Genomic DNA, 21720 nt, shown 5'->3' on the forward strand with positions numbered 1-21720 from the left:
AGGACGAAACCTGTGCCATATTCGTCACGCAAAGATGAGAAAAAATTCTATCTGGTTCTCTGGAGGAGGGTAATGCCCGGGACTCTGCGTGAGCAGGTCGCATCGCCGCTCGCCGGGGCGACCGACCAGATGCTTGCCGACCGTGCAGCCGACGGAGACCTGCGAGCCTTTGAAGTGCTCGTGCGGCGGTACGGCCCGCTCATGCGGGTCTACGCCGCCCGGGTTCTCGGCTCCAACGACGAGACCGACGATGTCGTGCAGGAGTCGTTCATCACGGCTTGGCAGCACCTCGGCACGCTCGACGACGGCAGCGCGGTGAAGAGCTGGCTCATGCGCATCGTCAGTCGCAAAAGCATCGACCGGCTGCGCGCTCGCCGTCAACACGTCAACATCGACGACACGGATGCCCCGGCGCCGGACCATCATGCCCCCCACGCCCTGGCCGAGGCCGAATCGCAGACCGAGGCACTCGCCCGGGTGCTTGCCGCGCTTCCCGAGGACCAGCGCCGCTGCTGGACCCTGCGCGAACTTGCCGAGTACAGCTACGGTGATATTGCCGCCGAGCTGAACCTTCCGCTGTCCACCGTGCGCGGACTGCTGGCCCGGGCCCGCAAGACCCTGCTACGCGAGATGGAGGAATGGCGATGACCGAACTGACGCCGGCGAACCGGCGGTTCCTCGCCTTCGACCTCGACGACACCGAGCGGGAACAGGCCGGCCTGAACGGCCATACCATCGAGCAACTCAGCGACTACCTGGACCGCGGTCGTTCGCCCGCCGACCCGAGCATCGACGATTCCCCCGACTGTGACATCGCCCTGCGCGGTCTGGAGCGCCTGCGCCGATCCCACAAGGCGCTGCTCGAGCGAGACCTCGAACGCGAGTCACTGCGCGACGACAGCTGGGTGTCATCCATTCTCAAGAACATCACCCTGGAAGCCCACGCGGGCCGGGAGATTCCGCTGACCCACCCCTCGCCGACCGCACGCCTCGTCGTGACCGAGGGCGCCGTACGCGGCGTTCTGCGCGAGACCGGCGACCGAGTGCAGAACGTGTTCGTCGGGCGGTGTGTGCTGGTCGGTGACGTCAGTGTGCCCGGCACGCCAATTTCAATCGCGGTCGACGTAACCGTATTCCCGGGGGAGAATATACCGCTGCTCGCCGAGCAACTACGCCACGCGATGTACGTCGCGCTGGGCAAATACACGGAACTTGTCGTGGCGACCATCGACATCACGGTGAGCGACCTGCAGGCCCCGCCCGATGCATCCGCTCAGAACAAGGAGCACTGATGAGCACGGTTCTTCCGTTCACCGAGCAGCTTGACGCGCTGGTGCGCCAGGTTCCCGGTGTCGAGGCGCTCTACCCGGCCGGCTCGATCGTGGCCGTCGTGCTCACCGCCACCCTCGATGCGGCGGCGCATCGCGCGCCCGCCGCGCCGCTGGTGCACAGCGCGCAGCAGGCCGACGGCGTGCGGATTACCGCGAAGATCGGCATCGGCGCGGCCGAGTCCTCGGCCGAGGTCAGCGGTCGCGTGCACGATGCCATCGCCGAACACCTTCGGCAGGCCGGCGATCCGCCGGTGGCGCAGATCACGGTGATCGTGGCCAGCGTGCGGCTGAGCGCCTAGCCCATCCCCGTGACCGGTGCTAATTTGCCCCAATGAAGCAGAGAGAGATGTTCCTTCAAGCAGATGCCGCGTTGCGCTCCGTCATCGACCAGATCACTCCCGCGCAGCTCGACCGGCCGGCCCCGGCCGAGTGGTCGCGCAAACACAAACCGACCCTGCGCGACATACTCGCCTCCCACGCCGAGGACGAAGCCTGGCTGCCCGCGGTGCTCGAGGGGAAGACGATCGAGGAAGTCGGCGACACCTATCGGAACGATTTGCTCGGTGACGATCCGATCGGCAACTACGACCGCATCAACGAAGCGACGACAGCCGTGGTCAATGGCGACCTTGACCCCGACAAGATCGTGCATCTCAGTTACGGCGACTATCCCCTCAAGGAAGCCTTGCAGCACACCGCCCTGTACCGCGCGTTCCAGGCCTGGAGCATCGCCAGGCACATCGGCCTCGATTACTCGTTACCCGACGCGCTGGTCGAGAACCTGTGGGAGCAGATCGCTCCCGACATCGAAATGTGGCGAGGTTTCGGCGTGTTTCCGCCCGAGGTGCCGGTGCCCGAGGGGGCGAACCGCGAGGTGCAGCTGCTCGGCAAGGCCGGGTACTGGCGCGAGTAGCTCGCGCCGGCCTGATTACTCGGGAGCAACGCCGTTGTAGAAGTGCTCGAACACCATGCTCGTGCGGGTTGACGCCACGGCGGGGTTGGCCGAGAGGTTTTCCAGTACGAAGTCACGCACGTCGTCGGTGTCACGCGCTGACAGGTGAATGATGAAGTCCTCTGACCCGCCCAGAAAGAACAGCTGCACGACGCGCGGCATCACCCGGATCGAATCGCGAAAGGCCGGGATATGCGTGCGGGCGCCTGCACGGATGCTCACGCTGATCAGCGCTTGCAGGCCGAGTCCGATCGACTTGGGGTCGACCAGGGCGGTGAACCGCGTGACGATTCCGCGGCTGACCAGAGAACGCACCCGGGAGACGCAGGTGGACTCGGCGATGCCGGCCGCGCTGGCCAGTCGGCTGTTCGTGGTGCGGGAATCCGCCTGCAGCGCCGCGACCAGGATGCGGTCGACCTCGTCGAGGGTTTCAATCACCCGAATCCTCTTCGCTTCTGCCATCACAGATCTCCTCATCTCCGCATATTTCGTGGAATATTCTTCAAGTCTGGCAGATTCTACGGAATTTACCTAGCCGAAACGAATCAATAGCAGTCTTACGTTCACTACAGCCGAGTCGTTCGGCAGCAAACTTCGAGACGGAGCCCTTATGTTGGTCGGCATTCCCACTGAGATCAAGAACAACGAGAACCGCGTCGCGATCACCCCGGCCGGCGTCAACGAGCTCACTCGCCGCGGCCACGACGTCATCATTGAAAAGGGCGCCGGACTCGGCTCGAGCATCACCGATGATGCCTTTCGCCTCGCCGGAGCTTCCATCGTCGACACCGCCGCCGAAGTCTGGGCCGCGGCCGAACTGCTCCTGAAGGTCAAGGAGCCCATTGCCAGCGAGTACCCGCTGATGCGCCGCGGACAGGTGCTGTTCACCTATCTGCACCTCGCGGCATCCGCTGAGTGCACCGAGGCACTTCTCGCGTCGGGCACGACCGCGATCGCGTACGAAACCGTGCAGCTGCCCGACCGCAGCCTGCCACTGCTCTCGCCGATGAGTGAGGTTGCCGGCCGGCTGTCGGTGCAGGTCGGCGCGTACCACCTGCTCAGCGCCAACGGCGGGAGCGGTATTCTGCTCGGCGGTGTGCCCGGAACCCCCAAGGCCAAGGTCGTCGTGATCGGCGGCGGCGTCGCGGGCGAGCACGCCGCGGCCAACGCGCTCGGAATGGGCGCCGACGTGACCATCATCGACCTCTCGCTGGCTCGCCTGCGCCAGCTCGAGGCCCGCTTCAATGGCGAGATCCAGACGCGCGCGTCGACCCAGTACGAAATCAACGAGCAGGTGCGGGAGGCTGACCTCGTGATCGGCTCCGTGCTCATTCCGGGCGCGCAGGCTCCCAAGCTCGTCACCGACGCCATGGTCGCGTCGATGAAGCCGGGCTCCGTGCTCGTGGACATCGCGATCGACCAGGGTGGCTGCTTCGAGGGCTCGCGCGCCACGACGCACGACAACCCCACCTTCGCCGTGCACGACAGCATCTACTACTGCGTTGCCAACATGCCCGGCGCCGTACCGGCCACGTCAACGCGCGCGCTGACCAACGCGACCCTGCCCTACGTTGTCGCGCTGGCCCAGAAGGGGTGGAAGAAGGCGATCGCCGAAGACGCCGCCCTCGCCCAGGGGCTGAACACCCACGATGGGCGCATCACCAACCCGCACGTGGCATCGGCGTTCCACGCCGAGCTGCTCACTGTCGCCGACGCGATCGCCTGAAGCGGGTAGCGGGGCCGGCATCCGTCAAGCGGATGCCGGCCCTCATCGTGTCGGAGCCGACTTCTGAGTGGCTAATTCAGGAAACTCGGCGGGTTCGAGGCCCGGTGTGACCGAACTGGCGCGGCCCGAGTATGGCGGGATGAACGGATTTCCTGAATTCGCCACGGAATGTGGGCGGTTCGGTGTTCGGTAACGGATGCTCGCGCCGCTGCCGGCTGCTAGTGGGCGACCGTGAAGCGACGGCGCTCGTGCGCCGGGGTTTCCAGCTCGTCGAGAGCGGCCACGGCGAAGTCCTGGGTCGAGATCTCGCTGCCGGCGGGGGAGTCGACGCCGAGAACATAGTGGCCGGTGCGCTCGCCCGGCATGATCTGCGGGGCCGGGGCCAGCATGGTCCAGTCGAGGTCGGTCGACGCCCGGTAGAGGTCGAGCACGGCGCTGAACGTCGACGCTTCAGCGTGATATTCTGCGGGGAATTCCGGCATGTCCTTGAGCTGCACGCCATCGACGCTCAGAGCTCCAGCGCCACCCACCACGAGGAGTCGTGAGGTCGACGGTGCAGCGACGATCGCCCGGTGCATGGCCAGGAAAGGATCGTGCGAGCCGCCCGTGCGGTCGGGGGCGACCGACAGCACGACGACGTCGTGCGCGCCGGCGATGGCGCCGAACGCTGCGCTGTCGGACAGATTCGCCGCGACAGCGGTGGTGCCGTCGACGGCCGTTCCGCCGCGTGAGATGGCGGTGACGGAGTGTCCGCGGCGCAGGGCCTCGGCGGTGATCTGGCTGCCGACCATGCCGGTGGCTCCGTAGATTGCGATGTTCATGGGTATCCGTTTCTGTCAATTGAGGGGGATAAATCGAGAGTATCAAACAGATACTGAGTACCTCAACGTAATATACTTACCCGATGGATACCTCCTTCGACGTTCTCAATAACGACTGCCCCTCACGCGTGGTGCTGCAGCGCATCGGCGACAAGTGGGCGCCGCTCGTCTTTCAGGCGCTCAAGGGCGGCCCGGTGCGGTTCTCCCGGGTGCGCAGTACCATTCAGGGCGTGACGCCCAAGGTGCTCACCCAGACCCTGCGCACCCTCGAGCGGGACGGCCTCGTGCGCCGCACGGTGTTCGCCCAGGTGCCGCCGCGGGTCGACTATGAGCTCACGCCGCTCGGCCTCACGCTGCTGGAGCCGCTCGACGCCGTGCGGGCCTGGGCCGAGGCCAATGCGGCCCATATTCTCGACGCCCGCGACGACTACGACGATCGCCAGTCGAGCTGAACGGTGGCGGCATCCGCTTGACTGGCGCAGCGGGTGTGCCGTGCGGTCAGGCGGTCGCGGCCATCACCCGGTGCAGTGCGTCGCGCAGGGTGGCGAGTTCCGCCAGTGGAAGATTGAGAGCCTCGACGACCCGCGGCGGGATGGATTCGGCCACCGCGCGCAATGCCGTGCCCTGAGCGGTCAGGGTGATGTCCAGCGTGCGTTCGTCGGCAACGCGGCGCTGGCGACGAACGTAGCCGGTGGTTTCCAGCCGCTTCAGCAGGGGCGAGAGCGTGGCCGACTCGAGGCAGAGGGTTTGGCCGAGGCCTTTGAGAGTGCGCGGGCTCTCATCCCAGAGGGCGAGCATCACCAGGTACTGCGGATGTGTGAGACCGAGCGGTTCGAGAATGGGGCGATACAGCGCGATGACATTGCGGGAGGCGATCGCGAGCGCGAAGCAGACCTGGTTGTCGAGAGCGAGGGGGTTCTCGAGTGTTGCTGATGTCATGGAGCGTTCCGTTTCGTATTCGTGCATTTAGTTAGTACACTAACAGTTATGACACACGGTAAGGAATCCCACCCGCGCAGCAAGGGACCCGGCGGTTTCACGGCCTGGCTCAACGGTCGACTGTTTCCCATCCTCGGGCCGCCGCCGGTCGGTCCGAGCGGCTCCGATCTGCTGCCGGCGACGCTCGCGCCCGTGCGCGCCTGCCCGGTCTGCGCCCAACCGATGGACCAGCACGACATCGACCGCACCGGCGAGCGCACCCAGCTGCACTGCCCGGTCGTCGCCCACTAGGCTCTCTCTTCGCTGATCCAGACCTGACCCGATTTTGCGGGGCGCCGCTGCCGGCGACGCATTAAGCTGGCGGAAATCACGGGGAGATCAATGACAGCGGATCAGGTCGGCCTGGACCTCTCGATCACCGAGCTCGGTGCCGCAAGCGAGCGGTGGGCGGCGACCACCCTCGCGGAGCGCGCCGACCTGCTGGCCCGCACCGCGGCATCCGTTGCCGGCGAGGCCGAGCGCTGGGTCGCAGCCGCGGCGCGTGCCAAGGGCCTCGAGCCCTTATCGCCGCTGATCGGTGAGGAATGGCTGACCGGCCCGTACGGCGTGCTCACCACGCTGACCGCCCTCGAGCAGACGCTCCGAACGCTCGCTTCGGGGCGCAACCCGCTCGCCGGCCGACGGCTCGGTCGGGCGCCGGGCGGCCGCCTGACGGTGGCCGTACTTCCGCACAATGCCTATGACGGCCTGCTGCTGCACGGCTTCACCGCCCATGCCTGGCTCAAGCCGGGCCTCACAACGGTCCGCGCCGGATTGGGACAGCTCACACCGACGGTGCCCGGCGGGGTCGGGCTCGTGCTCGGCGCCGGCAATATCTCCTCGATCGCGCCGCTCGACGTGCTCTACGAGCTGGTGGCGCACAATCGGGTCTCGATTCTCAAGCTCAACCCCACCTTCGACGCTCTGTTGCCGGTGTATCAGGCGGCTCTCGCCCCGCTCATCGACGCCGGACTGCTGCGCATCGTGACCGGAGGCGCTGAGGTGGGCGGCTACCTCGCCCACCACCCTGAACTCAGCCACGTGCATATCACCGGCAGCGCGGCCACCCATCGAGCGATCGTGTTCGGCGGCGCCGATTCGCCGCGCCTCGATAAACCGATCAGCAGCGAGCTCGGCGGTGTCTCGCCGATCATCGTGCTGCCGGGCCGGTGGAGCGCCCGCGACCTGCGCTACCAGGCTGAACACGTGGCCACCATGCGGCTGCACAATGGCGGCTCCAACTGCATCGCCGGGCAGGTGCTCGTGCTCAGCGCCGACTGGCCGCAGAAGGCCGCGTTCCTCGACGCCGTCGCGGGTGCCCTCGCGGCCGCCCCCGCACGTTCGCCCTGGTACCCCGGCAGCGCCGATCGGATGCGCGCAGCCCGCGCTGCCTACCCCGCCGCTTGGTCTCTGGCCCGCGGGCGCCTCATCGTGGCGGCCGGGGTGGGTGCAGCATCCGCCTCACCCGAGAATATGCTCACCACGGAATATTTCGCACCGGTACTCGGCGTGCTGGAACTGGCCGGAACCGGGCAGGCCTTTCTCGACTCCGCCGTCGAGACCGTGAACCGTGACTTTCTCGGCACCCTCGGTGCGAATATTCTCGGGCTGCCCAGCACGATTCGGCGGCTTGGTCCCGGGTTCGAACTGGCCGTGGCGCGCCTGCGCTACGGAACCATTGCGATCAACGCGTGGACCGGCGTGGGCTTTCTGTCAGCGGCGGCGCCGTGGGGCGCGTTTCCGGGACACACCCTTGAGAACGTGGGCAGCGGTATCGGAGTGGTGCACAACGCGCTGCTTCTCGATGATGTCGAACGTACCGTCGTGCGGGGACCGTTCCGTCCGTTTCCGCGCTCGCTGCTGCACGGCGAGTGGGCGCTGCTGCCGAAGCCGCCGTGGTTCGTATCATCCCGCAGCGGCACGCTCACCGCCCACCTGCTGACCGAATTCGCCGCCCACCCGTCGGCGCGCAAACTGCCGCGCATCCTCGCCGCCGCGTTTCGCGCCTGACCTTCTCCGATTCTGAAGGCTCGCCCGCGCGTAACTCCTGCAAATCATGCGGGGCTTCGAAAAGTTGGCCGTGTTTCCGCTGCTCGCCAAGATTCGCGGACCGAATTGCAGGAGTTATGCGCGTTGGAGGGCCTCGAGGGGGACAGCGGGGTACGGCGGAGCGGACGGGGCGCCAGAGCCGGTGCAATAGATTGGCAGTAACACCAAAGATGTGAGGTTCACGATGACTGGTTGGCGACTGCGCGATTTCCATTCCGACGATCTGGACGGCATTCTGCGTCTGTGGGAAGAGATCAAGGCTTCGGACACCGAGCCGGTGTACGGCCTGTCCGAGGTGCTCGCTTCCTGCCAAAAGGACCACGCCGTCGTGGCCGTGCACGGTGACGAGGTGGTCGGAGCGGCCGTCGGACGAGCCGCCCACGCGCAGGGCTGGATCGTCTTTCTGGCGACCGCTGATAAGTGGCAGAGCCAGGGCATCGGCACGGCCATGCTCGCCGCACTCGAAGCCCGCATGGCCCCGCACGGCATGACCAAACTGTCGGCGCTCATGCCCGAATCCGAGACCAAGGTCGACGCCTTTCTCAACCGCGGGTTCGAGGTGAAGAAGAACCTGCGCTACTTCGAACGACACATTCCCGTGCAGCGGGAGGAACTCAAACTGCTCGGCGAACTCGGCGGACGGGTGCTGCCGCGCGACCTGTGGCAGAAGGTCGGCGGCATGGCGCGCGAGAAGGAACTGCTCGAACGCCGCTTGGTCATGCCGCTGGCCAAGCCCGAACTGGCCGAGCAGTACGGGGTCTCGCCGCCCAAGGCCGTCGTGCTGTTCGGCCCTCCCGGCACCGGAAAGACGACCTTTGCCAAGGCGATCGCCTCCCGCCTGGAATGGTCCTTCGTCGAGGTCTTCCCGTCGCGTCTCGCGGCCGACCCGCAGGGCCTCGCCGGCGCGCTGCGCGAGACGTTTCTGAAGATCTCCGAACTCGAACACGCGGTCGTGTTCATCGACGAGGTCGAGGAGATCGCCGCCCAACGCTCGGGCGAACCGCCGTCGGCGATGCAGGGTGTGACCAACGAGCTGCTCAAGATCATTCCGGCCTTCCGTGAGCAGCCCGGACGCCTGCTGGTCTGCGCCACCAACTTCATTCGTGCGCTCGACTCCGCTTTTCTCCGGCACGGCCGGTTCGACTATGTCGTGCCGATCGGACTGCCGGATGTCGCCGCCCGCCAGGCCATCTGGGAGCGCTACATTCCGGAGACCGTGTCGCACGAGGTCGACCTCGCCGTTCTGGTCGAACAGAGCGACGGATTCTCACCGGCCGACGTCGAGTATGCCGCCCACCGGGCCTCGCAACATGCCCTCGAGAAGGCCCTGTACCGGGCCGGCGACGGACCGGTCATCAACGGGCCGAGCACAGAGGACTATGCCCTGGCGATCTCCGAAACTCGGCGCACCGTCTCCGACGAGGTCGCGGCCGAGTTCCTCGAAGACATCGAGCGGCTCGCCCGGCTGTAGCACAGCGGATGCCTGGGCCCACCGTGCGACCGCGGGCCCAGGTTCCAACCTGGGCCCGGGGACGGGGCCCGGGCCCCGTCCGGATTGCGTGGCTTGAGGTTGCCGACTCCGGATTGCGTGGCTCGAGGCTACTCGGCCGGCTCGTCGCTCAGATCGGCCGCGGTCCCCTCGTGCCCGGCATGCCGGGGGCTCTGCCCCGTCTTGATGCGGGCCTGGTACAGGTGTGACTCCACGGTGCGCACGGAGAGGAACAGCTCACTCGCGATCTCCCGATTGCTCAGGCGGCGCGGATGCGGGTGATCACGTTGTTGTGCGGCGAACGGGCGATGGCCTCGCCATCCCTTGCGACGGATGCCCAGTCCAGGTTCTGCATCGACGCGGTGAGGTGAACGAAGGCGATCATCCCGCGCATCAGGGTGCTGTCCGGGAACCAGCTGGAGGCCGCCGCCACGAATTCCGCGATGACCGCATCGCTTGGCGGTGAGAGGCGACCGAGAGTGATGCGCCAGCGCATCAGCTTCACCCCGTTCTCGGGTGTGCGCAGCATGGATTCTGCGGCCGTCGCGACGGCCAGGGCCTGCCGGTATCGGGCGACGCTGGCCAAGCACCTGGAATACTCGATCGAGGCCGGCAGGCTGGGCGCGATGCGCGACGACAGCCCGGCGTACGCCAGCGCGGCTTCGACCGATCCGAGGGATCGGCTGCGGCGTGCGGCGTGCAGCAGGATATCGGCCACGAGTTCCGGTCCCCATTCGGAGAGGACGTTGGCGGTCAGCTCGGTTCCCACCGTCCACGTGTCGGCGATGAGCTGGCATTCTGCGGGAGTGGTGGCGAAGCCGTGCGTGCGGTCGGTCAGCAGCACAGCCGAGCTCGCCACGCTGACCCTGGCCACGGTATCGGTCGGGGCCAACGCGCGATTCCCGTAGCCGGAGGGCGCAACCGACCGGGCCCACACTGTGACCCCGGGCCCAGTTTCTATCATGAGCCCGTGGACGGGGCCCGGGCCCCGTCCAAATTGGCATCGACGGTTGTCGAAATTGGAGGGCGTTACTAGCATTGCAGGCAGCGTGCACTTCCCCACTCGATACCCCGGCAAGGAATCCCCGTGATCATTGAGGCCCAGGGCCTGACCAAGACCTACCAGTCCAAGAGCGGGCCGGTGCACGCGCTCGCCGGGCTCGACCTGCAGGTTCCGCGCGGAACGGTCAAGGCGCTGCTCGGCCCCAACGGCGCCGGCAAGACCACCGTCGTGAAGATGCTCACGACGCTGATTCGACCGGATGCCGGCACCGCCGTCATCGACGGAATCGACGTCGTGCGCCACCCCAAGTCGGTGCGTCGCATCATCGGGGTTTCGGGTCAGTACGCCGCCGTCGACGAGAACCTCACCGGTTTTGAAAACCTCGAGATGGTCGGCCGCCTGTACCACCTGGGCGGCGCGGCCGCCCGTCAGCGGGCGCAGGAGCTCATCGACCTGTTCGAGCTCACCGCCGCCGGCAATCGACCGGTCAAGGGGTTCTCCGGCGGCATGCGGCGGCGCATTGACCTCGCCGGCGCGCTCGTGATCAACCCCAGGGTGCTCTTTCTCGACGAGCCGACGACCGGACTCGACCCCCGCAGCCGGATCGCCCTGTGGGACGTCATCAAACGGCTCGTCGCCGACGGCACGACCGTGTTGCTGACCACGCAATACCTCGAAGAGGCCGACCAGCTCGCCGACGATATCGTCGTCATCGACGACGGCCGGGTCATCGCCGAGGGCACCTCGGATCAGCTCAAGGCGCAGATCGGCGGACACCGCGTGGTCGTCGCGCTCGTCGATGCCGCCGACAGCGCGGCTGCCCGCGACATCCTCGCCCGGCACGGCTCCGGGGCGTCGTCGGTATCGACCGACGGCCGCGGAGTCGAAGTGGCCGTCACCGACGGCCCGACCGCGCTGCAGAACATGCTCGCCGACCTCCGTGCCGCCCAGATCAACCTGCACGACGCGGGCATGCGCCGCCCCACCCTCGACGACGTGTTCCTCAAACTCACCGGCCACAAAGCCGATCTCAACGCGACCGACGACGACGCGGATGCCGGCGGCACCAAGTCGTCGAAGCGATCACAAGCCAAGCGCGACCAAGCGCGCGCAGCGGATGCCGCCGCCACGGATTTGGAGAAGGTCACATGAGCCCCCGACACTCGGCCGCACCGCCGGAGCCGACCATGCCCGAGCCCGCCACGACCGCGCAGGCCACGACCGCGCAGGCCACGCTAATGCAGACCCGCAGCGAGCCGAATCTCGCGCGTGGCGAATCTCGCGTGGGGACCCTGCCCCCGCTGCCCACCTGGAACCCGCTGTCACTGTGGTACTCCGATGGTTGGACCGTCACCAAGCGCAACCTGATCAAGATCAAGCGCTCACCCGACATGCTGGTCTTCGCTGTGATCCAGCCGATCATGTTCGTTCTGCTGTTCAGCCAGGTGTACGGCGGTGCCATCGCGGTTCAGGGCAGCGACTACACCCAGTTTCTGATGGCGGGCATTTTCGCGCAGACGGTCGTGTTCGGGGCCACGTTCTCGGGCGCCGCCATGGCGCTCGACCTCAAAGAGGGCATCATCGACCGCTTTCGAAGCCTGCCGATGAACGCATCCGCTGTGCTGATCGGTCGCACCAACGGCGACCTCGTGCTGAACACCATCTCCATGATCATCATGATGGCCACCGGCCTCGCGGTCGGTTGGCGGGTTAATACCTCGCCGCCCGAATTTCTGGCCGGAGTCGCGCTGCTCCTGCTGTTCGGCTACGCGTTCAGCTGGGTGATGGCGCTGCTCGGCATGAGTGTGAAGAGCCCGGAGGTCATCAACAACGCGTCGTTCCTCATTCTCTTTCCGCTGACCTTCGTCTCGAACGCCTTCGTGCCGAGCGAAACCCTGCCGACCGCGCTGCGCGTGTTCGCCGAATGGAACCCGGTGTCCTCGCTCGTGCAGGCCGTGAGGCAGCTGTTCGGAAACCTCGGCACCGCGCCCGTTCCCGATATCTGGACCATGCAGAACCCGATTCTGACCGTGCTCATCGGCATCGCGGTGATGCTGCTGGTGTTCGTGCCGCTGTGCATTCGAAAGTTCGCCTCGATCAGCTCCCGCTGACCGATTCATTTTCGACGAAGGAGTCACCCTCATGACCCAGCACCAGTCTGAGCACGCCGTCGGCATCGTCGCCGGCTTCAGCGGATTCGCCGTTTCCGACCTCGATGCCGCGCGCACCTTCTACGCCGAGACGCTCGGTCTCGAGGTGACGGCCGGGGAGATGGGCATGCTGCGCATCGCGCTTCCCGGCGGTGCCACCGTCATTGTCTACCCGAAGCCGGATTTCGCACCGGCCACCTATACGATTCTCAACTTTGCGGTCACCGACCTCGACGCGACCGTCGACGAACTCACCGAGCGCGGCGTGGAATTTCTGCGGTACGACGGCTTCGATCAGAACGACAAGGGCATCGCTGCCGGCGGTGGGCAGGGACCCGACATCGCCTGGTTCACCGATCCGTCCGGCAATATTCTGTCGGTGCTGACGAACCCGTAGCTCGGCGGCGGTACGTTGCGGGTGGCGTCCCCGTGAGGGGTCGCATATCGACCCAATAACTGGTTTGCGAGGTCGATTTGCGACCTCTCAGCCACGTCCCGGAGGCGGGCCCGGGCATCCGCTTAGCGCCCGCGGCTTTTGCCCTTGTTGGGGTTCTTGGTCGGCCGGGTGCGACCGGGGGAGTTCTCGACCTTCTTACGCACGGCGGGCTTGGCCTTGGCCGCCGCGACCCGAATGGCCTTGGCGGCAGCTTTGGCCTTGTCGGTCTTTTTGGGCTTGCGCGGTGGCTTGGGCGGCCGGCCGTCGCTGCGCGCTGGCGCCTCATCGGCTGCAGCGCCGGCTTCAGCGGATGCCGCGGCGTCGGCCGCCGCCGCTCCGGTATCGGTGCGGGAGCTCGCCTTCGACCGTCCGCGCACGATGCCGATGAAGTCCTCGATGTCGTCGGTGGTCTCCCGGGTGATCCAGGCCAGCGCGATCTGGGTCTCGGCGACACCCGTCACCGGGCGGGACACCACGTCTTTACGACCGTACAACCGGGCGATCGAGTGCGGCACGATGAGGATCCCGACGCCGGCGGCGACCTGCTCCATGGCTTCGTCGAGGTCGCGCATGGGCGGCAGGGCGCGACGGGAGCCGTCACGCACCTCGTCGGCGAGGTCGCGCCACTCCGGCACATCGTCGGGGTTCTGCAGCAGATGTTCGCCGGCCAGGTCGGCCAGCAGCACGGTCTCGGACTGCAGGCTCGCGTGATCCTTCGCCCCGACGGCGACCGGAATCTCGTTGTACAGGTTGATGACGCTCAGGTTGGTGTCATCGATGGGCAGGCGCACGAGGCTCACCTCGGCCCGGCCGTCGTGCAGTACCGCAATCTGCTCGGCGGTCTCGGTGCGAAACACGGTGAGGGGAACGTCAGGGCGGCGGTCATTCCAGATGCGGGTCCATTTGGTGGGGGTCACACCGGCGACGAAAGCGATGGAAAAGCTCACCGGCGTCCTCTCTCGGGTAGTTGAGCGTGCGTTTCGCCCAAACGAGGGCTCTCTTTAGGCTATACGCTTGAACAATGAGTTCCGAGAAGAAGCCCCAGACCATGAAGCCCGCCACGGCGGCCCAGAAACTCGGGATTCTGCTCGACGCGGCTCCGGCCGAGTTCCAGACCGAATTCGTCAGCCGCACCGAGCTCACCGAGCTCATGGCAAACCCGCCGGAATGGCTGGCCCTGCTGCGCGCCAACGGCCCGCACCCCCGTCAGGTCGTCGCCGCCAAGCTCGGCGTCTCGATCTCCGGCCTCGCTCGCAGCGACATCAACGACCCGCTGACCACGGCCGAGATCGCCGCCCTGCTGCAGCAGCCGCCGGCCTGGCTCGTGCTCGAGCGTTCCACCCAGGCCGGCGTGCGCGCCGACCAGATCGCGGTGAAAGACCGCGACGCCCACCGGGCAGCCAAGAAGGCACACGTTGAACGCCAGGCTTCGCAGGAACAGGCCAAGCGCGACCGCTCCTAGCTCGTCGCGGCCGCTGACCGGGTGGCCGGGCGGGTGGCCGGACCCATTTCACGGCCGCGCTGGAGTTGCGCAGCTGCGTGCGAGGCGCAACTCCAGCGCACTGGCTCAACTCCGGCGCAGCGTGTTGCGCGGGTGTTCCGGCCGCTGGCGCGACTCCTGCGTGGGGGAGCGCTGAGATTGCGGGGCGAGCGGATGCCGAGCCGCGGCATCCGCTGGGGCCCGCGTCGTCAGGCGGTCGGTTCGGCCGCGACCGTGACGTACTGCGCGCGCAGAAAGTTGACGACGTCACCGAGTTCGGCCTGGGAGATCGAGTGCGCCAGTCCCTCGTAGATGCGCTCGGTGAGGGTGCTGTGGTTCGGCAGCCAGGCTTGGGTGCGTTCGATCGCGCTCGTCGGAATGATGCCGTCGGCCGTGCCGCGACCCCAGAACACGGGGGCCGGCCGTTCGGCCAGCTCGGCGTCGCTGAACTGCGAGCCGGTCGCGATGAATCCGGAGAGGTTCACCGCGAAGCTGAACCGGTCGGGGGCGGCGCGCAGCAGCTCGAGCGCCATGGCTCCGCCCTGCGAGAACCCGAGCAGGCCGATCGTCGGTGGCTGCTGCGGCAGGGCGTCGAGCCAGTCGAGCACCGCGGTGACGGCCGCTGCGACGGTGGCCGGGTCAGGGCTGCCCGGCTCGCTGATCGGAAACCAGGCCCAACCGTCGGTGACCGGCGCCGGGGCCACGAGCGGCGCGCGCAGGGCCGCGATCACCGGTTCGAGCGGCAGGTGCGGCGCGAGGGAGAACAGGTCGCCTTCGTGCGAGCCGTAACCGTGCATGATGAGCAGGAGCGGGCGGTCGGCCCGGTCGGCGCCGGTCGCCGACCAGAGTACGGCGGCATTGTCGATGGTGGTGCTGGTGGTCATGGGGATCCTTCCGGGGTTCGCGGCGCGGGCGCCGTGTACTTCCATACTTTCATCGCCGCGCCCAGTTCTCGCACCTGCCAGCCGTGGCGAATTCAGGAAACCCGCGCGCCGGCCGACCGGGAGACCGCGGATTCCCGGGTTCGCCGCTCCTGGGGCCGGTGGATTTCCTGAATTCGTTACCCAGGAGCCCGGCTCCTGTTGCTAGACAGGCTGAAGGGCCGGCCGCAGAACGGGCCGCGCGCAGGCGCCGCCCGGCGGGGCGAGGGCGCTCGTGAGTGCGCGGGCGGGGCCGGCGTAGGACAGAATGGCACTATGAGCGTGCGAACCCCTGACCCAGACCCGGACTGGACGCCAAAGCCCCCCGCGGGAGCCCCGAACGCGAATCCGGGCTGGCTGAAAGACGTCGAGCTCGCCGAAATTCGTCGCCGGTTGCCGATTCTCTACATCGAGGCCGTGCCCGTGCGGGTCGACGGCCTCGGCCAGGTGGTCGAGGTGGGAGTTCTTCTGCGCGCCCGCCCGACCGGCGAAATGACGCGCACGCTGGTCTCCGGCCGGGTGCTCTACGGCGAAACCCTGCGGGACGCGCTGTTCCGTCACCTCGAGAAGGACCTCGGACCGATGGCGTTTCCGCAACTGCCGACCAGCCCCGTGCCGTTCACCGTCGCCGAATACTTTCCCCTGCCCGGAATCACCGCCTACACGGATGACCGCCAGCACGCCGTTTCGCTGGCCTACGTCGTTCCCGTCACCGGCACCTGCGACCCCCGCCAGGACGCGCTCGAAATCACCTGGATGACTCCGGCCGAGGCCGCATCCCCCGGCGTCTCGGCCGAGATGGAAGGCGGCCGCGGCACCCTGCTGCGTGCGGCGCTCGCCTCGGTGGGCCAGCTGTACTGACGCGCTGAGCGGATGCCGGCAGCGCCGGCCGGCCCCGCACCCCGACCGGTCTGCTCGCGGCGGCGCCCGATACAGGTGGCCGCTGCGGTAATCGGCGTAGCGGCTACCCGTCTGGGGCGCGGCCATGAGCGTGCCGCGCGGCAGGGGCGGGCCACAGCATCCGTTCGACGACGGTTATCGCGGTTGCGGCAACGCCGAACCGAGGCCGAGCGTGTCGAGGAACAGGTGAACGTACCGGTCGACATCGACGTCGAGGGCCACCTCAGCGGCCTCCCAGTCGCCGGCGAGACCGTGCACGATGTCCTCGCCCGGGTGGATGCGCTGATCGACGAGCGTCTGGCCTCGGCCATAACCGGAGAGCTGGATGCGCAGCGGCAGCATCGCCGTCGTAAGGGCGTCCGGGTCGACCAGGGCGCAGATGGCACCGGCATCGCCGATCAGCCCGGTGTAGGCGGCGTTGCGCCCGGATCCGAGCGCGACCCGGTTGCTGAGCAGTAGGCCGACGACGTGGGCGAGGGGGGAGTCGCTGCGCACCAGGGCCGCGGCAACGGGCTCCGGTATCGCCACCTGGTTGAACACGTCCAGCCCGTACATGAAGGTGGGTACGCCGGAGTCGAGCACGATGGCTGCTGCTTCCGGATCGTGCCAGACGTTGAACTCGGCGACCGCGGTGGCATTGCCGACCGTCGTCGATCCGCCCATGAAGACGATGCGCTCGATGTTGTCGACGACGTCGGGGTACTGACGCAGCAGCAGCGCCAGGTTGGTCTGCGGTGCGAGCCCGACCAGGGTGACCGGGTGCGGGCTGGCCTGAATCAGCCGGTGCATGAGCTCGATGGAACTGATCGACTCCGCCTGCCGGTCTGTCGCCGCAAGCTTCAGGGTGCCGAGGCCGCTTTCGCCGTGCACGTGTGCGGCGGAGCGCGCCGGCTCGAGCAGGGGGCGACTGGCCCCGGCGGCGACCGGCACGGGCGGGGCGTCGGCGACATCGAGAATGCGCAGCGTATTCTCGACGACGCGCTCGAGCGAGGCATTGCCCGCCACGCAACTGATGCCGAGCACGTTGATGCCCGGGTGCGCGAGGGCGAAGAGGATGGCCAGCGCGTCATCGACGCCGGTGTCGACGTCGAGGATGACCGGGATGGCCTCTGGAACGGTGGAATGAGTCATCCGCTCACCCTATTCCTTCGGGTTTGCCCCGGAACCCCGCCGTGGCGTCTGCCGCCGCACTCGCGCGTTGAACGCCCAAGTTTGCACTTATGAGCGAACCAGGCGCACCTCGTGCAGCGTCTCGCCGAGTACCTCTTCGGTGCGTTCCTGGCCGTCGGCGAGGTAGCCGTTGCGGGCGTAGAAGGCGTGCGCTCGTGGGTTGTCGGCGGCAACCCAGAGCGATGACGGGCCGGGATCGACGACGGAATCGAACAGCTGCTGACCGATGCCGGTGCCGTGGTGGGCGTCGAGTAGGTACATGAAGAACAGCTCGTGCTCGGTGGGCAGGTCGTTGTCGCGGCACGGTCCGCTGCCGGCGAAGCCGACGATCTCGTCGTCGACGAGCACGACGCTCTGGCGGTACTCGGGTCCCTGGGTGGTGAACCGACGCCACATGGCCGCGAGGCGCTGGGGCCGCAACTGGGACAGGGCCGCCTGGCTGAGCAGGTGATCGTAGGTTTCATGCCAGCAGGCGGCGTGTACGCGGCCCAGGCTTTCGGCATCCGCTTCACTGACGGGTCGAACGACAACTGTGGTGTTCATGATTCGACACTAACCGTGTTTGCGAGTGGGCCCGAACACGGCAACGGGCCGGCCTCCTGAGAGACCGGCCCGTTCGTCAAGCGGATGCTGGGGGCTTAGCCCTGTGAGCGGCGCGGAGCCGAACGGCCGGCTCCACCCTCGCGCGGACCGCGAACGAGTCCGCCGACCTGGAGGCTGCCGACGCGGGGTCCGCCGGAACGGCCGGCGGCCGAACCCGAACGGGGTGCGCTGGCAGCAGCGCCGGCCGGACGACCGGACCGCTCGCGACGGGCGCCGCCGGCCGAAGCCGAGTCGCTGCTGCGGCCGCCGTCGTTGCGGTCGGTGCGGGCGGCACCGTCCCGGCTTGCGCCGGAGCGGCCGCCACGGCTGGAGTCGCCGTCGCGGCTGGGGCGACCACTGCGCTCACCCTGCGATCCGCCCTGCGAACGGCCGCCCTGTGAGCGACCTCCCTGCGAACGGCCACCCTGAGACTGGCGCTGCTGCTGCGGCGCCTCGACGCGCGGCGCCGGCTTGACGTAGGCGGCGACATCGCCGACGAGGGCGTCGACGGCGGGGGAGGCGGCATCGACGCGTTGCGGGGTCACCTTGATGGACGCCTTCCGCAGCAGGGCATCGGTGTCGCGCTTCTGCTCGGGCAGCACGACGGTGACGACGTCACCGGCGCTGCCGGCCCGGGCGGTACGGCCCGAACGGTGCAGGTACGCCTTGTGCTCGGCCGGCGGGTCAACGTGGATGACGAGTTCGATGTCGTCGACGTGCACGCCGCGAGCGGCGACATCCGTTGCGACGAGAACCTTGACCGTGCCGGCGCTGAAGGCGGCGAGGTTGCGGTCACGGGCCACCTGCGAGAGGTTTCCGTGCAGGTCGACGGAGGGGATGCCGGCGTCGGTGAGGCTCTTGGCGAGCTTCTTGGCCTGGTGCTTGGTGCGCATGAAGAGGATACGACGGCCGGACCCGCTCGCGAGCTTCTGCACGAGTTCCTTCTTCGCGTCGACGCCGGAGACCTCGAACACGTGGTGGGTCATGGCCGAGACGTGGCTGTTGGCCTCGTCGACCGAGTGCATCACCGGGTCGTGCAGAAAGCGCTTGACGATCTTGTCCACGCCGTTGTCGAGCGTGGCGGAGAACAACATGCGCTGTCCGTTGCCGGGCGTCTTGTCGAGGATGCGGGTGACGACGGGCAGAAAGCCGAGGTCGGCCATGTGGTCGGCCTCGTCGAGCACGGTGATCTCGATGGTGTCGAGGTTCACGAAGCCCTGCTTCATGAGGTCTTCGAGGCGGCCGGGGCAGGCCACGACGATGTCGACGCCGGCCTTGAGCGCTGCGACCTGACGGCCCTGCGAGACACCGCCGAAGATGGTGGTGGTGTTGAGGCCGTAGGCCTCGGCGAGCGGGGTGATGGCGTTGGTGATCTGCGTGGCGAGCTCGCGGGTCGGCGCGAGGATCAGGCCGAGCGGGCGGCCGGGGCGACGCTTGCCGCCGGCGAGGTTGCCGCCGAGGCGCGACACCATCGGAATGGAGAAGGCCAGGGTTTTGCCGGAGCCGGTCTTACCGCGGCCGAGAACGTCGCGGCCGTTCAGGGTGTCGGGAAGGGTGTCGACCTGGATCGGGAAGGCGGTGTCGATTCCCTGGCCGGAGAGAACTTTGACCAGGGGAGTCGGCACGCCGAGCGTGCCAAAGGTTGTGGACACAGTGGTGGTTGTAGACAAAGTGGTGCCTTTCGGGGCATCAGTCTCCTCGCCCGTTCGAATTACCGCGCAGCGGTAAGCAAACCAGGAGGATTCACATGGCGAAGGTGCCGAGGGGCACATCCGTTCGCCGTAAGAATGTTTCATTCGAAAAATCAGGTCAGCCCTGGTGGGCCGCCGGATAGAGAAGAGGGCGTTCTACGACGCAGCGAGCGCAACTACGCACTCGCAAGTACTCTCACTCTAGCGGATGCTGTCAAATCGGCCGGCCGCCCGCTACGAGTGGTCGCCGTGGTACAGCTCGCCGACGGGCACCTCGACACCGATGACGTTGCCGCTCTGCGGCAGCGGGCAGGCCCACATCGGGTCGTAGGCGCAGGACGGATTGTAGGCGAAGTTGAAATCGAGAATGAGGGTGTCGTCGTCGACGCCGGGGCCGAGGTCGGCGCCCTTGATGGTGTCGAGCAGGTAGCGCCCGCCGCCGTAGGTGCCGTCGCTGCGGCCGGCCAGGGCGTCTTTCAACGGCAGGAACAATCCGCCGCCGTAGCTCCCGAGCCGCCACACGTCGAGCGATCCGAGGTAGGGCAGCCGCACGGTTCCCACGAGGTCGAACGGCACGCTGCCGTCGGTTCCGGTCTCCACGTTCAAGCGATACGACTGCTCGGTGCGGTGCACCTGGGCCTCGAACCGCCAGTCCGGGTCGTAGGCCGCGATCGGAAGCCCGGTGAATGCCGAACGGTCGTCGGGCAGCAGCGGCGACGACGGATGCCCGGCGAACAGTTCATCCCGCCCAGAGCGCCACAGCTCGTGCCCGCTTTTCGGGCTGTTCACGCTGAGCTGGCGCACCCCGGCGTACAGTCCGGTCACGCGACGACGCCAATCCGCGATCTGCAAGGCTCCCAGGGAAGAACTCATGGTCGCTACGCTACCGTGGATCTCTTATCCGGCGATGGGCGTCAGAAGTGTTCCAGTGCTGACGAACTGCTCCAGGTTGGTGAGCGTCAATTCTGCCATGGCCGCTCGGGTTTCGAGCGTTCCACTAGCGAGGTGGGGAAGAAGAACCACATTGTCGAGGGCGAGGAGCGCCTCGGGAACATTAGGCTCATCGGCGAAGACGTCGAGCCCGGCCCCGCCGAGGTCACCGCTGAGCAGTGCGGCGACGAGCGCGGCCTCGTCGACAACCGATCCGCGCGCAATATTCACGAGATATCCCTGCGGCCCCAACGCGGCGAGAACCTCGGCGGAGATGAGCTTGACCGAGTCCGCACCGCCGGCCGCCGCGATGATCAGGGCGTCCGAGTCCGCGGCAAGCTCCGTGAGCGAGCCGACGTATCGATATTCCGACCCGACGGCAGGCTTTCGGTTGTGATACGAAATGACACAGTTGAAGCCTTCGAGCCGCTGAGCAATCGCCGTGCCGATGCGGCCAAGGCCAACGATGCCGATCCGCTTGCCGGAAAGTTTGCTGGCGAGGGGAAAGTTGCCTTTCTGCCAAGCACCTCGACGCACGAACCGATCGGCTGCACTGGTGCGTCGAAAGACGTCGAGGAGCAGTGCGAGGGCGGTGTCGGCGACACAGTCATTGAGAACATCCGGGGTGTTGCTGATCTGGATGCCGCGCGATCGGGCCTGAGCGACATCCGTCGTGTCGTAACCGACGCCGAAATTGACCACCGCCAGCAGGTTAGGCAGTGCAGCCATGAGCGCGCTGTCGACGCCGATCTTTCCCGAGGTTACCGCCACCGTGAATTCGGAGCCGTGTTCATCGAGGAAGGCCTGCCGAGCCTGCCCGTCTGGCACTCGCACGGCATGGTGCTCGGCCACAATCGTGCTCTGCACCACAGGCATGAGCGGCCCGACCTGCAGCACCCGCCCGCGAGGATTGCTCTGGTCGGTCGGTGCCGGAATACCCGCGGCTTGAACGTCTGCGTTGATGGTCACATTCTGCAGGTTAGGTTGCCTTACCGATACCGTCCAACACGTAATTCGTATAGATCGATACCCGCAGCGCATGAACCGGGTGCCGGGTTCCCAGTTCCGCGGAATTCCGCGGCACTTTGGGTCGCCTCGGGCGGGTGCGGTGG

At 67.3% G+C, this 21720-nt stretch carries 25 protein-coding genes; 14 read left to right on the forward strand and 11 right to left on the reverse strand.

The genetic code is table 11. From position 1 onward, the window contains the following. The first annotated feature begins 72 nt into the window (after nt 1–72). Genes BMW72_RS02795 through BMW72_RS02810 form a run of 4 tightly spaced genes read left to right on the forward strand, consistent with a single transcriptional unit; the run spans nt 73 to nt 2244 of the window. Nucleotides 73–648, forward strand: a complete 576-nt coding sequence (locus BMW72_RS02795; RefSeq protein ID WP_092107063.1) for an RNA polymerase sigma factor — start codon at nt 73–75, stop codon at nt 646–648. Further along, on the forward strand, nt 645–1292 hold the full coding sequence (locus tag BMW72_RS02800) for an Asp23/Gls24 family envelope stress response protein (RefSeq protein ID WP_134360576.1): 648 nt from the start codon (nt 645–647) through the stop codon (nt 1290–1292). The genes BMW72_RS02795 and BMW72_RS02800 overlap by 4 nt, the downstream gene beginning before the upstream one ends. Beyond that, a complete protein-coding gene (locus BMW72_RS02805; RefSeq protein ID WP_092107067.1) occupies nt 1292–1630 on the forward strand; it encodes a hypothetical protein in 339 nt (112 codons plus the stop codon). Before BMW72_RS02800 ends, BMW72_RS02805 begins: the two co-directional genes overlap by 1 nt. A 47-nt stretch (nt 1631–1677) precedes the next feature. After that, nucleotides 1678–2244: a hypothetical protein gene (locus BMW72_RS02810; RefSeq protein WP_241983925.1), complete on the forward strand. Its 567-nt coding sequence runs from the start codon at nt 1678–1680 to the stop codon at nt 2242–2244. A gap of 15 nt (nt 2245–2259) precedes the next feature. Here the strand turns inward: BMW72_RS02810 and BMW72_RS02815 are convergent, their stop codons facing one another. After that, on the reverse strand, nt 2260–2745 hold the full coding sequence (locus BMW72_RS02815; RefSeq protein WP_092107071.1) for an Lrp/AsnC family transcriptional regulator: 486 nt from the start codon (nt 2743–2745) through the stop codon (nt 2260–2262). 148 nt (nt 2746–2893) lie between these two features. Between BMW72_RS02815 and ald the strand changes: the two genes are divergently transcribed. Then, nucleotides 2894–4009, forward strand: a complete 1116-nt coding sequence (ald, locus tag BMW72_RS02820; protein ID WP_092107073.1) for an alanine dehydrogenase — start codon at nt 2894–2896, stop codon at nt 4007–4009. Between the two features lie 218 nt (nt 4010–4227). On the opposite strand, the gene BMW72_RS02825 is transcribed toward ald, so the two are convergent. Continuing rightward, nucleotides 4228–4830 carry an NAD(P)-dependent oxidoreductase gene (locus BMW72_RS02825; RefSeq protein ID WP_092107075.1) on the reverse strand — a complete coding sequence of 201 codons (603 nt, stop codon included), beginning with the start codon at nt 4828–4830 and terminating at the stop codon, nt 4228–4230. A gap of 83 nt (nt 4831–4913) precedes the next feature. On the opposite strand from BMW72_RS02825, the gene BMW72_RS02830 reads away from it, so the two are divergent. Beyond that, nucleotides 4914–5282, forward strand: coding sequence for a winged helix-turn-helix transcriptional regulator (locus tag BMW72_RS02830; protein ID WP_092107077.1), 369 nt, complete (start codon nt 4914–4916; stop codon nt 5280–5282). 46 nt (nt 5283–5328) lie between these two features. Here the strand turns inward: BMW72_RS02830 and BMW72_RS02835 are convergent, their stop codons facing one another. Continuing rightward, nucleotides 5329–5769 carry a MarR family winged helix-turn-helix transcriptional regulator gene (locus BMW72_RS02835; RefSeq protein WP_092107079.1) on the reverse strand — a complete coding sequence of 147 codons (441 nt, stop codon included), beginning with the start codon at nt 5767–5769 and terminating at the stop codon, nt 5329–5331. 48 nt (nt 5770–5817) lie between these two features. On the opposite strand from BMW72_RS02835, the gene BMW72_RS02840 reads away from it, so the two are divergent. The 3 genes from BMW72_RS02840 to BMW72_RS02850 all read left to right on the forward strand — a co-directional run bounded on the left by BMW72_RS02840 (nt 5818) and on the right by BMW72_RS02850 (nt 9328). Continuing rightward, complete coding sequence (locus BMW72_RS02840) at nt 5818–6060, forward strand: hypothetical protein (RefSeq protein ID WP_092107081.1); 243 nt, start codon at nt 5818–5820, stop codon at nt 6058–6060. Between the two features lie 90 nt (nt 6061–6150). Beyond that, on the forward strand, nt 6151–7818 hold the full coding sequence (locus BMW72_RS02845) for an aldehyde dehydrogenase family protein (protein WP_092107083.1): 1668 nt from the start codon (nt 6151–6153) through the stop codon (nt 7816–7818). Nucleotides 7819–8041: 223 nt separating this feature from the next. Further along, complete coding sequence (locus tag BMW72_RS02850) at nt 8042–9328, forward strand: ATP-binding protein (RefSeq protein WP_092107085.1); 1287 nt, start codon at nt 8042–8044, stop codon at nt 9326–9328. A 277-nt stretch (nt 9329–9605) separates the two neighbouring features. Here the strand turns inward: BMW72_RS02850 and BMW72_RS02855 are convergent, their stop codons facing one another. Further along, nucleotides 9606–10238 carry a hypothetical protein gene (locus tag BMW72_RS02855; protein WP_134450378.1) on the reverse strand — a complete coding sequence of 211 codons (633 nt, stop codon included), beginning with the start codon at nt 10236–10238 and terminating at the stop codon, nt 9606–9608. A 189-nt stretch (nt 10239–10427) separates the two neighbouring features. On the opposite strand from BMW72_RS02855, the gene BMW72_RS02860 reads away from it, so the two are divergent. Genes BMW72_RS02860 through BMW72_RS02870 form a run of 3 tightly spaced genes read left to right on the forward strand, consistent with a single transcriptional unit; the run spans nt 10428 to nt 12896 of the window. Next, nucleotides 10428–11501, forward strand: a complete 1074-nt coding sequence (locus tag BMW72_RS02860) for an ATP-binding cassette domain-containing protein (RefSeq protein WP_092107089.1) — start codon at nt 10428–10430, stop codon at nt 11499–11501. Further along, the gene (locus BMW72_RS02865; RefSeq protein ID WP_370448721.1) at nt 11498–12460 is read left to right on the forward strand and encodes an ABC transporter permease; all 963 of its coding nucleotides are present in this window, start codon (nt 11498–11500) and stop codon (nt 12458–12460) included. Before BMW72_RS02860 ends, BMW72_RS02865 begins: the two co-directional genes overlap by 4 nt. Nucleotides 12461–12491: 31 nt before the next feature. Further along, on the forward strand, nt 12492–12896 hold the full coding sequence (locus tag BMW72_RS02870) for a VOC family protein (protein WP_092107091.1): 405 nt from the start codon (nt 12492–12494) through the stop codon (nt 12894–12896). Nucleotides 12897–13018: 122 nt separating this feature from the next. Here the strand turns inward: BMW72_RS02870 and BMW72_RS02875 are convergent, their stop codons facing one another. Continuing rightward, nucleotides 13019–13882: a LysR family substrate-binding domain-containing protein gene (locus BMW72_RS02875; RefSeq protein WP_092107093.1), complete on the reverse strand. Its 864-nt coding sequence runs from the start codon at nt 13880–13882 to the stop codon at nt 13019–13021. A 74-nt stretch (nt 13883–13956) separates the two neighbouring features. Between BMW72_RS02875 and BMW72_RS02880 the strand changes: the two genes are divergently transcribed. Continuing rightward, nucleotides 13957–14397, forward strand: coding sequence for a DUF5997 family protein (locus BMW72_RS02880; protein ID WP_092107095.1), 441 nt, complete (start codon nt 13957–13959; stop codon nt 14395–14397). A gap of 227 nt (nt 14398–14624) precedes the next feature. Here BMW72_RS02880 and BMW72_RS02885 read toward each other — a convergent pair whose 3' ends face one another. Next, the gene (locus BMW72_RS02885) at nt 14625–15299 is read right to left on the reverse strand and encodes an alpha/beta hydrolase (protein ID WP_092107097.1); all 675 of its coding nucleotides are present in this window, start codon (nt 15297–15299) and stop codon (nt 14625–14627) included. 312 nt (nt 15300–15611) lie between these two features. Here BMW72_RS02885 and BMW72_RS02890 point away from each other — a divergent pair, with 312 nt between their 5' ends. Further along, entirely contained in the window at nt 15612–16196 is a 585-nt protein-coding gene (locus BMW72_RS02890) for an NUDIX hydrolase family protein (RefSeq protein ID WP_092107099.1), read from the forward strand. 174 nt (nt 16197–16370) lie between these two features. Here the strand turns inward: BMW72_RS02890 and BMW72_RS02895 are convergent, their stop codons facing one another. The 5 genes from BMW72_RS02895 to BMW72_RS02915 form a co-directional block, all read right to left on the reverse strand. Then, nucleotides 16371–17366, reverse strand: a complete 996-nt coding sequence (locus BMW72_RS02895; protein WP_092107101.1) for a nucleoside hydrolase — start codon at nt 17364–17366, stop codon at nt 16371–16373. A gap of 87 nt (nt 17367–17453) precedes the next feature. After that, nucleotides 17454–17948 carry a GNAT family N-acetyltransferase gene (locus BMW72_RS02900; protein WP_092107103.1) on the reverse strand — a complete coding sequence of 165 codons (495 nt, stop codon included), beginning with the start codon at nt 17946–17948 and terminating at the stop codon, nt 17454–17456. 95 nt (nt 17949–18043) lie between these two features. Next, nucleotides 18044–19639 carry a DEAD/DEAH box helicase gene (locus BMW72_RS02905; RefSeq protein ID WP_241983926.1) on the reverse strand — a complete coding sequence of 532 codons (1596 nt, stop codon included), beginning with the start codon at nt 19637–19639 and terminating at the stop codon, nt 18044–18046. 273 nt (nt 19640–19912) lie between these two features. Then, nucleotides 19913–20551, reverse strand: a complete 639-nt coding sequence (locus tag BMW72_RS02910; RefSeq protein WP_092107107.1) for a DUF1684 domain-containing protein — start codon at nt 20549–20551, stop codon at nt 19913–19915. A gap of 24 nt (nt 20552–20575) precedes the next feature. Further along, complete coding sequence (locus BMW72_RS02915) at nt 20576–21577, reverse strand: 2-hydroxyacid dehydrogenase (RefSeq protein ID WP_241983927.1); 1002 nt, start codon at nt 21575–21577, stop codon at nt 20576–20578. Nucleotides 21578–21720 lie beyond the last annotated feature (143 nt).

It is taken from the genome of Cryobacterium luteum (assembly GCF_900110125.1).
Taxonomy (GTDB): Bacteria; Actinomycetota; Actinomycetes; order Actinomycetales; family Microbacteriaceae; genus Cryobacterium; species Cryobacterium luteum.